This window comes from Nocardia sp. NPDC004123 (genome assembly GCF_053603795.1).
In genome coordinates, this window is sequence record NZ_JBSGGG010000005.1 from 267,458 (window position 1) to 279,339 (window position 11,882).

At 66.7% G+C, this 11,882-nt stretch carries 9 protein-coding genes; 1 reads left to right on the top strand and 8 read right to left on the bottom strand.

Annotated elements, in window-relative coordinates:
* Nucleotides 1-314: 314 nt before the first annotated feature.
* The 7 genes from ACWEQQ_RS09385 to ACWEQQ_RS09415 form a co-directional block, all read right to left on the bottom strand.
* Nucleotides 315-1,244: a potassium-transporting ATPase subunit C gene (locus ACWEQQ_RS09385; RefSeq protein WP_452347882.1), complete on the bottom strand. Its 930-nt coding sequence runs from the start codon at nucleotides 1,242-1,244 to the stop codon at nucleotides 315-317.
* Nucleotides 1,244-3,394, bottom strand: coding sequence for a potassium-transporting ATPase subunit KdpB (gene kdpB / locus ACWEQQ_RS09390; protein ID WP_452347883.1), 2,151 nt, complete (start codon nucleotides 3,392-3,394; stop codon nucleotides 1,244-1,246). The genes ACWEQQ_RS09385 and kdpB overlap by 1 nt, the downstream gene beginning before the upstream one ends.
* Complete coding sequence (gene kdpA / locus ACWEQQ_RS09395) at nucleotides 3,391-5,067, bottom strand: potassium-transporting ATPase subunit KdpA (protein WP_452347884.1); 1,677 nt, start codon at nucleotides 5,065-5,067, stop codon at nucleotides 3,391-3,393. The genes kdpB and kdpA overlap by 4 nt, the downstream gene beginning before the upstream one ends.
* Complete coding sequence (kdpF, locus tag ACWEQQ_RS09400) at nucleotides 5,068-5,262, bottom strand: K(+)-transporting ATPase subunit F (protein WP_452347885.1); 195 nt, start codon at nucleotides 5,260-5,262, stop codon at nucleotides 5,068-5,070.
* A gap of 251 nt (nucleotides 5,263-5,513) precedes the next feature.
* Nucleotides 5,514-6,983, bottom strand: a complete 1,470-nt coding sequence (locus ACWEQQ_RS09405) for a DHA2 family efflux MFS transporter permease subunit (RefSeq protein ID WP_452347886.1) — start codon at nucleotides 6,981-6,983, stop codon at nucleotides 5,514-5,516.
* Nucleotides 6,980-8,521, bottom strand: a complete 1,542-nt coding sequence (locus tag ACWEQQ_RS09410; RefSeq protein ID WP_452347887.1) for a cytochrome P450 — start codon at nucleotides 8,519-8,521, stop codon at nucleotides 6,980-6,982. Before ACWEQQ_RS09410 ends, ACWEQQ_RS09405 begins: the two co-directional genes overlap by 4 nt.
* Entirely contained in the window at nucleotides 8,518-8,916 is a 399-nt protein-coding gene (locus ACWEQQ_RS09415; RefSeq protein WP_452347888.1) for a hypothetical protein, read from the bottom strand. Before ACWEQQ_RS09415 ends, ACWEQQ_RS09410 begins: the two co-directional genes overlap by 4 nt.
* Nucleotides 8,917-9,291: 375 nt before the next feature.
* Here ACWEQQ_RS09415 and ACWEQQ_RS09420 point away from each other — a divergent pair, with 375 nt between their 5' ends.
* Nucleotides 9,292-10,083 (top strand): TetR/AcrR family transcriptional regulator, encoded by a 792-nt coding sequence (locus ACWEQQ_RS09420; RefSeq protein ID WP_452347889.1) that lies wholly within the window; start codon nucleotides 9,292-9,294, stop codon nucleotides 10,081-10,083.
* A 9-nt stretch (nucleotides 10,084-10,092) separates the two neighbouring features.
* Here ACWEQQ_RS09420 and ACWEQQ_RS09425 read toward each other — a convergent pair whose 3' ends face one another.
* Nucleotides 10,093-11,838 (bottom strand): protein kinase domain-containing protein, encoded by a 1,746-nt coding sequence (locus ACWEQQ_RS09425; protein ID WP_452347890.1) that lies wholly within the window; start codon nucleotides 11,836-11,838, stop codon nucleotides 10,093-10,095.
* Nucleotides 11,839-11,882: the final 44 nt, after the last annotated feature.

Below are 11,882 nucleotides of genomic sequence, written 5' to 3' on the forward strand. Positions count from 1 at the left end.
GGTCGCGGGCCGAATGCGGCTCTGGCGGAGCGCTTCCCAGACCGCGAAGCTGCTGAGCAATTCGACGGTGCGCCAGCCGCTTTCGCTCAGGTGGACGGGGCCGGTGGAGTCGAGGGGGTCGTCCCAGGGGCCTCGCAGGTGCTCGGCACCAGCCCCCTGCGCCGGGCGCCACCTCCCGCCGCACCATCGCGGCCACCAATCCGCCCGGATCGGATACTCCGACGCGGCAAGGGCTTCCGGCGTCGAGACGGTGACATGCCAAGGGGCCCGGTCGCCCTCGTGAGCGAAGCGACCGGACCCCAGGGGTCGGCTGATCAGCCTTTGGACGGGTACTTGCTGTCCAGGTCGTAGTTCAGCTCGACGACATTGACCGTGGGCTCGCCCATGAAGCCCAGGGTCCGGCCGCTCCGGTGGGCATCCACGAGGGCCTTGATCTGATCTTCGGAGACGTGGCGCGCCTTGGCAACCCGCGCCACCTGGATGGCGGCGTACTCCGGGGAGATCTGCGGATCCAGGCCGGAGCCCGAGGCGGTTACCGCATCGGTCGGGACCGGGGTGTCGGAGGAGGCGTCGCCGCGGATCGGCACGATCTGGCCGGCCGAGTAGTCCTCGCCGCGCTTGGCGCACTCCACCTTGACACCCTCGTACGCCTGCATGAACGGCGTCGTCGGGTTCTTCGGATCGGTCGAGCATGCCTCGTTGACGCTGATCACCTGGGTCGGGTGGGTGACCAGACCGTGCGAGTCACGGTCGCCCATGACCGACAGCACCGAGCCGACACCACCGGAGGTGCAGTAGGGACGGCTGCCGTCCACGCCCTCCAGCTGCCCGACCGCCGCGCTACGTGAGCACACGGTGCTGAGCAGGCTCGGCTTGTCCTTCTTCGGGTCACTGGCGTCGAGGGTGTCGACCACCGACTCCGGGCCCATATTGCCGAACGCGGTGTTGGTCGGGTCGTAGCCGTCGGGAATGCTGCCGTCGGCCGGAGCGGAGTTGGACGGCCGCGTCTGGAAGTACTGCACCAGCGCATTGCCCTTGCCGTCGGTGAACGCCTGCCCGATCAGGCTGGAGCCCACCAGCTTTCCGTCCTTGGTGATCAGCGACCCGTCCGCCTTGTCCTTCAGCCCGGGTATCTGCGAGATACCCAGAACCACGGCCGGGTAGATGAGCCCGGTGATCACCGTGAGCACCAGCAGCGCGCGCAGCGCCGCGATGTGTTGCCGAATCCAGGCTGACATACGCATTAGGACATCCCCGGGAAGAATTGAATGACAAGGTCGATGAGCTTGATCCCGATGAACGGCGCGATGATGCCACCGAGGCCGTAGATGTACAGGTTGCGGCTCAACAGTTTCGACGCGCTCGACGGACGGTAGTTCACACCGCGCAGCGCCAGCGGGATCAGACCCACGATGACGAGCGCGTTGAAGATGACCGCCGAGAGGATCGCCGACTGCGGCGAGTGCAGCCGCATGATGTTGAGGATGTCCAGACCCGGGAACAGCACCACGAACATCGCGGGAATGATCGCGAAGTACTTGGCGATGTCGTTGGCGATCGAGAACGTGGTGAGCGCACCACGGGTGATCAGCAACTGCTTGCCGATCTCCACGATCTCGATCAGCTTGGTCGGGTCGGAATCCAGGTCGACCATATTGCCGGCTTCCTTGGCCGCCGACGTACCGGTGTTCATGGCGACACCCACGTCGGCTTGCGCGAGCGCGGGCGCGTCATTGGTGCCGTCACCGGTCATGGCGACCATGCGGCCGCCGGCCTGCTCCTTCTTGATGAGCGCGAGCTTGTCCTCCGGAGTCGCCTCCGCCAGGAAGTCGTCCACGCCCGCCTCGTCGGCAATGGCCTTGGCGGTCAACGGATTATCGCCGGTGATCATGACGGTGCGGATGCCCATGCGGCGCATCTCGTCGAAGCGCTCCCGCATGCCCTGCTTCACCACGTCCTTGAGGTGGATGACGCCGAGCAGCGTGGCGGTGCCCTGCTTGATCTCGGCCACCACCAGCGGGGTGCCGCCGGACGCCGAGATGCCGTCGACGGTCACGCCGACCTCGGTCGGTACCTGACCACCGTTGGAGCGGACCCATTCGGTGACGGCGCTGGCCGCGCCCTTGCGCAACTGGTGGCCGTCGGCCAGGTCCACCCCCGACATGCGGGTCTGGGCGGTGAATTCCACCCAGTGGGCGCCGGTCAGCTCACCCGGAGTGCGCTCGCGCTTGTTGTACGCCTGCTTGGCGTACACCACGATCGAGCGGCCCTCCGGGGTCTCGTCCGCGAGGCTGGAAAGCTGTGCGGCGTCCGCCAATTCGTCGGCGGTGATGCCCGGCATCGGCACGAAGTCCGAAGCCTGGCGGTTGCCCAGGGTGATGGTGCCGGTCTTGTCCAGCAGCAGCGTGTTCACGTCACCGGCGGCCTCGACGGCCCGCCCGGACATGGCCAGCACATTGCGCTGCACCAGCCGGTCCATGCCGGCGATGCCGATGGCCGACAGCAGCGCGCCGATGGTGGTCGGGATGAGGCACACCAGCAGCGAGACCATCACGATGCCGGTGACACCATTGAGGTCCAGCGCCAGATTGTCCGGCACGCCAGGGTTGTTGGCCTTGGAGAAGATGGCCAGCGGCTGCAGGGTCGCCACCGCGAACACGAAGATGATGGTCAGCGCGGCCAGCAGGATGTTCAGCGCGATCTCGTTCGGCGTCTTCTGCCGCGAGGCGCCCTCGACGAGCGCGATCATCTTGTCGATGAACGAGCCGCCCGGCTCCTGGGTGATCTTGACGACGATCCGGTCCGACAACACCGTGGTGCCGCCGGTGACCGCGGAACGGTCACCGCCGGACTCGCGGATCACCGGCGCGGACTCACCGGTGATGGCCGACTCGTCCACGGAGGCAATGCCTTCCACGACATCGCCGTCACCCGGAATGACCTGGCCCGCCTCGACCACCACGTAGTCGCCGCGCTGCAGGTCGGGGGCCGCGACCTTCTCCTCGACCACCCGCGCGCCCGGGGACCAGTCCACCAGACGGCGAGCGATGGTGTCGGTCTTGGCCTTTCGCAGGGTGTCGGCCTGCGCCTTGCCGCGGCCCTCGGCCACCGCTTCGGCCAGGTTGGCGAAAATCACTGTCAGCCAGAGCCATACGACGATCGCCCAGGCAAAGAACGTCGGATGCACCAGCGCGAGAATGGTGGACCAGACCGCGCCGATCTCGACGATCAGCATCACCGGATTGCGCCACATGGTGCGCGGATCCAGCTTCTTGACCGCGTCCGGCAAGGACTTCACCAGCATCTTGGGGTCGAACAACCCCGCCGAGACACCGCGTTTCGGCTTGCTGTGCGCCTGTTCCGCCGGCGCGGAATCGAGGGTGGGAGTGCTCATGAGTGGATTCCTTCAGCGAGCGGGCCGAGCGCCAGCATCGGCAGGAAGGTGAGCGCGACCAGAATGATGGTGACGCCCGCGACCATGCCGACGAACTGCGGCCGATGTGTCGGCAGCGTGCCCTCGGAGGCGGGGGTGTGACCCTGAGCCGCCAGCGAACCGGCCAGTGCCAGCACGAAGATCATGGGGATGAAGCGGCCGAACACCATGGCGAAGCCGAGTGCGGTGTTCCACCACACCGTGTTGCCGGACAGACCGGCGAAGGCCGAACCATTGTTGTTGGCCGCGGACGTGAAGGCATACAACACTTCCGAGAGCCCATGTGGACCCGAGTTGGCCATGCCCGCACGCTCGCCCGGCAGTGCCATCGCGATGGCGGTGCCGGTCAGCACGATCAACGGCGTCACCAGGAAATACGAAGCAGCCAGCTTGATTTCGCGGGGATTGATCTTCTTGCCCAGGTACTCCGGGGTGCGGCCGACCATCAGACCGGCGACGAAGACCGTGATCACGGCCAGGATCAACATGCCGTACAGGCCCGAACCGGTGCCACCGGGCGCGACCTCACCGAGCTGCATGTTGAACATGGTCATCATGCCGCCGAGGCTGGTGTACGAGTCGTGCGCGGAATCCACTGCACCGGTGGATGTCAGCGTGGTCGCGGTGGCGAAGGTCGCCGAATTCGATACGCCGAAGCGAGTTTCCACGCCCTCCATGGACGCCCCGATGGCACTCGGGACGGTGCCGTGGTGCTGCAGCTGGAAGAAGTTCATCACCGTGACGCTCAGGATGGCCAGGGTCGCCATGACGGCGGCGATGGCCACGCCCTGCTTCTTGGAGCCGATCATGCGACCGAAGGTCCGCGGCAGCGAGAAGCTGATCACCAGCAGCATGAAGATCTCGACCCAGTTGGTCCACGCGGTCGGGTTCTCGAACGGGTGCGCCGAGTTCACGTTGTAGAAGCCGCCGCCGTTGGTGCCGAGCAGCTTGATCGCCTCCTGGCTGGCAACGGGTCCGCCCGGCAGGGTTTGCGAACCGGTGTTGCCCACCGTCTGGGCGATCTGGTCGTACACGTGCAGGTTCTGGATGGCGCCGCCCGCCACGAGCACGATGGCGAACACGATCGACAGCGGCAGCAGAATACGGGTGGTTCCCCTCACCAGATCCACCCAGAAGTTGCCGAGTTCGCCGCTGCGACGCCGGGCGAAGCCGCGCACCAGCGCGACCGCCACGGCCATGCCGACGGCCGCCGAGACGAAGTTCTGCACGCTCAGGCCCACGGCCTGAACGACGTGACCCATCGTCGATTCACCGGCATAGTTCTGCCAGTTCGTGTTCGTGACGAAGCTGATGGCGGTGTTCCACGCCAGATCCGCGGTCATCTTGGTGCCCGGATCATTCAGGTGCAACGGCAGTTTGCCCTGAATCAGCTGCAGGAAGAACAGGAGCAGCACGCTGATGGCCGAGAAGGCCAGCACGCTGCGCGCGTAGACGGCCCAGGTCATCTCGACGCCCGGCTGCACGCCGATCAGTCGATAGATGCCCTTCTCGGCCTTGGAGTGCTTCTCGCTGCTGTAGACCCGGTACATGTAGTCGCCCAGGGGCACATGCACCGCGGCCAGCGCGATGATCAGGGATACCGCGAACAGGATCCCCGCTGTTGTCGTGCTCACTCAGAACCTCTCCGGATACAGCAGCGCCGCCACCAGATAGATGGCGATACCGACGGCCAGGACCAGACCGATAATGTTCTGCGTCACAGCCGTTCCACCCCGCGTTGGATCAAGCCGAACAGGGCGAAGATCGCCACCGTCAGCACCGTGAACACCACGACAGACATGTCTCGAAACCTCTCTGCTTTCGGGCACGTCCTGAGACGCGCCGGAGTGAGTCAAGCGCCCGGATAGCCCGACTTCGAGGTCCTTTACGCCTTCTTAGCGTCCCAGCGGGTCGCATTGACGCTCCGCTTACAGGGTCGCGCCGCGTGTCGCAGAGATGTCGTCGACATATCGCCCAAACCCATCAAGAAACCGTCAGGACCTGGTACTTCGACGGAATCCGGACGCGGAGCAGCCCCGGAGAGCGATGCTCTCCGGGGCTGTTGCGAAGCCGACGTGGGTCAGCCCAGGGCGTCCGCCGTCTCCGGCGCCGCGGCCGCCGGCGAAGGCGCGGGAGTCCGATGTCCCAGCAGCAGGCACGCGGCGATACCGATGATCAGCACCGCCGAGGGCAGCACCATCGACTGCGCCAGCGCGGCACTGAACGCGGATTGCACTGTGCCCGATAGGGATCCGCTCCCGCCTTCACCGACCGACGGAATGCCGTGCGCGGCAAGCCGAGCCGGAATCAGCGCGCCGATCCCGGCACTACCGAGCACCAGACCCACCTGCCGGGCGGTGTTGTACACGCCCGCGCCGACCCCGGCCTGATGCATGGGCAGCCCATAGGTGGCGATCGCCGCGAGCGGCGACCAGACGCAGGCGTTGGAGATACCCATGCACACCAGCGGCAGCAGCAACTGCCACAGCGGCGTCTCCGGCTTCATCACCAGCCCGAACCAGGCGATGCCGACGGCGAATCCGGCGAATCCCACCACCGGAACTACGCGGGGGTGCACCCGGTCCACCAGCTTGCCGACGATCGGGGAGAACAGCGCGGTCAGGAAGGCCATGACGATCCACACCATCGCGGCCTCGGTCGGCTTCATCCCGCGCACGTTCTCGAGATAGAAGTACCCCGGCAACATCATCCCGGTGGTGGCCACGCCCATCGCGGTCATGGCCAGCGTGCTCAGTGCGAAGTTCCGGTCCCGGAACAGCGACAACGGCACCAGCGGCTCACCCGCATTGCGCGCCTGGACCCCGAGGAAGGCCACCAGCAGGACCAGTCCCGCCCCGATGCACAACCAGATCCGCCCCGACCAATCATCGGTATTGCCCTGCTGAATCCCGAAGACCACCAGGAACATCCCCGCCACACTCAGGGCCACCGACGGCAGATCGAACCGGTGCCGATGCGTCGGCAGCGCCGGTACGAACAGCACCGCCAGCACGAAGGCCACCACGCCGATGGGCACATTCACCAGGAAGATCCACTTCCAGCCCAGCCCGTCCACCAGAATGCCGCCGATGATCGGGCCCACCAGCGAGGCCACGCCCGCGACCGACCCCCACGCGCCCATGGCCGCACCGCGCTTGTCGGGCGGGAAGATTCGCGTGATCACCGCCATGGTCTGTGGCGTCATCAAGGCCGCGCCGACCCCCTGCACGGCCCGCGCCACGATCAGCATGCCGATACTGGTGGACACGCCGCACCCCAGCGAGGCGAACGTGAACACGGTCAGCCCGGCCAGATAGACCGTTTTCGGACCGAACTGGTCACCCAGCCTCCCGGTAACCAGCAGCGGCACCGCATAGGCGAGCAGATAGGCGCTGGTCACCCACACAACAGTCGATACGCCCGTGTGCAACTCGGCCATGATCGCCGGATTGGCCACCGCCACGATGGTCATATCGACCAGCAGCATGAAGAACCCGAAACACAGTGCCCCCAGGGTGGCCCAGGGGCTCCGGTCGGTCTGGGCGGTCATACGATTCCCACTCCTTGTACTCGTGCCGGATTCAGATCGCAGATGAGCACCGGCACTTCACGTTCGGCCCATCGCTGCATCCAGGCGAATTCGCGGTTCTTCCGCGCCAGCAGCGACCAGGTCCGCGCGCGCTCATCGGAGCCGGGCTCGAGGATCCTGGCCCAGGTCTCGACCTTCCGGCCCGCGATCTGCACGGTGACATCCGGGTTCTGCTGGATATTGCGGAACCAGTTCGGCAGCGACTCCTGCCCGCAGTGCGAGGCTGCGAAGGCGATGCGGTCGTCGTCCATCGGCAGGTACACCACCGCGACCGTCCGCGGCGCACCCGACTTGCGCCCCACGGTGGTCAATACCGCGATAGGCAGCGGGTCTTTCCGGAAGCTGCCGAAGAAGTTCCACTGTGCGGCCCGGCGGCCGTCGGTCCTGAGGTAGATCCAGGTGTTGAGCTTGGTGACGACCTTCAGAATGCGCGCGTAGGCGCGGGTGTTCAGCCAGAAGGGAGTGATTCTCATTTCGCACGCGCCCTCATCATCATCGGCAGGCCGTTGTCGGGTCCCAGTACGCCGCGCATCCGCCAGCGCGAGCCGGTAGTTCGGCACCGTCACCGGCGCGAACCGGCGGGCCAGCAGGATCACCAGCAGGTGGGTTTCCATGAACGTGAAGCTCTTTCCGATGCACACCCGGGAACCACCGGCGAACGGGTGGAAGGCGTAGGGGTGCATGTGGTGCTCGGCGTCATCGGCCCAGCGCTGGGGATCGAACTTCTCCGGGTTCTCCCAGAAGTCGCGGTGCCGATGGGTGAAGTACGGCGCGTCCTTCAGATCCTCGAGCGAAATATCCTGCGGCAGTGCGTCGATCTCGTCATGCAGGTTTGCGGCCACCTCCGGGTTGGTGGCCAGGACGTACCAGACGAAGGCGAGAGTGCGCGCGGTGCTCTCGTGCCCGGCGATCAGCATGGTGACGCACTGGTCGCGCAGAAGCCTGTCGCTGAGCGTGGATTCGCCCGACATGATCTGTGACAGCAGGTCCGCCGGGCGTTGGTCGGCGGGCAGCTCGCGGCGTTCGGTGATCACTCTCAGCACGAACTCGTCGAGCCGATCCCGGGCGATCTCGTATTCGCGGCGCGCCGGAGTCGGCACCCACTCCGGCGGGCGGAACCGGTTGAGCTGGCGGCCGGAGGTGTACTGGATCATCGTCTCGACCGCGTCCTGCAGTTGCTCCCGGACGTCCTGCGCCGTGGTGCTGAACAGGCTCTTGAGAATGACGGACGCGGTGAGAGCGGCCATCTCCGAGAGCATTTCGACCGGCTCGTGGCCGCCCGCGCGGGATTCCCAACGGCGCGTGAACCATTCGGCGTCCTCCATCATCAACGGCGCGTACCCACGCACCGCCTTGGGAGTGAAGAAGGGAGACAGCAGCTTTCGCTGCGTCTTCCACTCCCTGCCGACGCTGGTCACCAGACCGTCGCCGATCAGCAACGCGCGCGCGCCGTCGTAGCTGGGGCCCTTGGTGTACTTCTCCATCCGCTCGACGTTCACGGCGCCGCGTGCTCGGGATGCGCCAGCACCACGATGCGTTTGTCGGCCACCCGTAGTTCGGAGATGTCTCCGTACTCGCGCCACATGCGCTCGATGATCTCCAGAATTCCATTGCGCTGGAAATCAATCGCGGTAAGTACTCCGGCGACCCGGTGATAGTCGTTCACCACCTGGGCGTGCATGCCGTACCGGCTTGTCCGCGGCGGCTCCGGGCGGGATTCTCCCTGCCCGTGAAGTTCGCCGACGACTACCGTGCAACCGCGCTCCCGCAATTCACTTGCGAATTGCCGATATTGCGCACCGCGGGCCCCGATGCCGGGCCACACCACGACAACCGGTGCGTAGGCCTCCGCCGCGCGCAATATATCCACTTTCGTGCCGACACCGTCCGGCATTTCGATAGTCCAGGATTCACATGCTCCAGGATCCATATCGACCCCCATTCTTGAAACTCTAGGTTTTCTCAACCCGTTTCGGACCATACGGGCCGACCGGTACGGCCGAAAGTTCACTGCGCGCGGATCGCTACCGCGAACTCCGTATACATGGGGCGAATTCATCGATGGCGCAGGTCATCTGGCGCGGAGGAGAAGAATCCCGGCGTTATGAAAGGAACAGCCACCCGCACACATGGCGTAACGAAACACCGAATTCGTAACGGCCCCGGCTCGATAGCCGAAACGCCCCGCGCCTTGTGTGGCCGCGCCACGCGACGCGTGAGAACATCGAAGACGCAAGACCTTCGATAACCAGAGAGTCCAGCACGAACGATGCCTCGACCGATCCGCACCGCGACCGTGCCGCGTCTCGCCCCGCGTGCCGAGGCGCGAGCTACCTACGCCCGCATCCTGGATGCCGCCCAGCAAGCCTTCGCGGAGCAAGGCGCCTCGGTGTCGCTGGCCGAGATCGCCCGCCGGGCGGGCGTGGGCGCGGGGACCGTCTACCGTTGCTTCCCGACCAAGGCCGGACTGCTGGAAGCGGTTCTCGAGCAACGGATCGAACGACTGAACGCTCTGGCCGCAGATCATCTCAGACATCGCGATCCCGGTGTGGCTTTCTTCGATTTCTGCGTCGAGGTCGTCGCCTCCGCGCCGACCGAGGAGACGCCCTGCGATCTGCTGACACTGGGCGACGGCTGGCCGCGCGCCCGGGTGCACGGTGCGGGCATGCGCTTTCATCAGGGCCTGACCCTGCTGCTGGCCGCCGCCCAGCACCACGGCGCGGTGCGCGCCGACATCTCGGTGGCCGATGTGCTCGGCATCTTCACCGCATGCACGGCAGCCCAGCGCCTGCCGGGGCAGACCGCTCGCATCGGCCGCACCACCGCGCTGATCCTGGATTCTCTTCGGGCCGACCGGAATTCGACCGCCACCCTCGACACCATCTGCGGTGCGCGCGACCGCGCCACCGACGATCGAGCCGACGACGCCTGCCACATCTGCGGTTCCGCGCTCTCCCGCTCGGGCACCGGCCGCCGCGCCCGCTACTGCTCCCCGGCCTGTCGCCAGAAGGCGCATCGGGAACGGAACCGGCCGGCCGGGCCGTCCTCGACCGTGGCCTGACCGTCGGGGCTACTTGTGGGGGTAGGTCTTGACGATGGTGCCGTCGAGGCCGGCCGCCAGGTAGGCGCCGCCGTAGTCGTCCGAGAGGTAGACCAGCAGGCTGGGCTGGTCGTCGTTGAAGGTCCAGGCGGGGTTGACGATGATGTAGCGGCTGGTGGGTTTGGGGACGTTGAGTTGCTGGGCTGCGGCGGTGAAGAGGGCGGGGAGGAGGTCCCAGTTGATAGCGGACAGGTCGATGGTGGGATCGGTCAGTGTGGAGCCTGGGCCGTCGCGTTTGACGACGCCGTCGCGGTAGGAGAACGTGTCGTAAACGTTGGGCCGGCCCTGGACCGGGGCACCCGTGCTGATGTAGGTCGGGTAAATGGTGGTTTCGGTGAATTGCTTACCGCCCGTGACCTTTTCGAGGGCGGCGACGGCCTTGCGGATGCCGTCGGGTGTCAGCAGGTCGGTGGTGGCATCGCCCTTGGCGGTGGTGGGGGCGATGACGGTGGGCGGGATGATGCCGCTCAGGGGGATGCCGGTGGGTTGGGTGGGGATGTTCGGCTGGCCCGATTGGCCTTGGCCGCCGCCGGAGGCGGAGGGCCACAGGGCGATGGCGGCGACCGCGGCGACAGCCAGGACGATACCGACGCCGGCGAGGATCAATGGGCGCGAATTGCGTTGCGGTGCAGTGTGGACAGGGTTCGGCGAGCCTGGCGGGAATTGCTGTGATGCGGTGAATCCGTGGGGTTGCTGGACTGTCGGGTATCCCATCGGCGGTGGCGAGATCGGGAAGCCCTGCTGCTGCGGTGTGGTCGAAAACCCTTGGGGCGGGGGCGTTACCGGGAAGCCCTGCGACGGCGGCGCGTCCTGAGGTCCGGACGCCGTCGTGAATCCCTGGAAATGGGACGGCGACGTGAAGTCCTGGGGCGATGAGGTGAAGGTGTGGGACGGCGGCGTGTAGTCCTGGGTGACCTGGGCGAGCATCTGGTCGACCTGGTCGGCCGGCGGGCGGTGGCCGGGGTTGGGGACCAGGAGGGCTTGCAGGACCGGGGTCAGCTGGCCCGCCTGGCGTGGGGGTGGGACCGCGCCCATCAGGACGGCGGCGAGGGTGGCGACGTCTGTGTCGCGGCGCATGGGTTGGTAGCCCTCGACGGCGGCGAAGAGGACCAGGCCGAGGGACCAGAGGTCGGAGGCGGGGTGACCCTCGTGGCCCTGGAGGCGTTCGGGGGCGACGTACGGGAGGGAGCCGACGACGCTGCCGGTGGAGGTGAGACCGGTGAGGTCGTTCACCGCGGCGATGCCGAAGTCGGTGAGGACGGGGGAACCGTCGGCGCGCAGCAACACATTCGGGGGTTTCACATCGCGGTGCAGGACACCCACCGCGTGTGCGGCGCGGAGGCCGGCCAGGATGCCGCGACCGACCCAGGCGGCCTGTCCCGGCGACATCGGCCCCTCGTCCAGCCGGTCCGCGAGCGAGCCGCCCGCGACCAGTTCCATCACGATCCACGGATGCTTCTCGGCGGGTGTGTCCACGATGTGGTGGATGGCAACCACATTCGGGTGCGTGATGCGCGCCAGCGCGCGCGCCTCGCGCAGCACCCGTTCCCGCTGCACCTCCGCGGAGCCCGCGTCGCCTTCGGCCCGCACCTCTTTCAACGCCACCTCACGGTGCAGCGCGATGTCGTAGGCGCGCCACACCGTGCCCATGCCGCCGCTGCCGAGTGGTTCGATCAACTCGAAACGCCCGTCGACCATTGCCCGCCCGGAATTCACGCACGACAGCTTAGGGTTCCCCCACTGCCCACGCGAGATCTCGT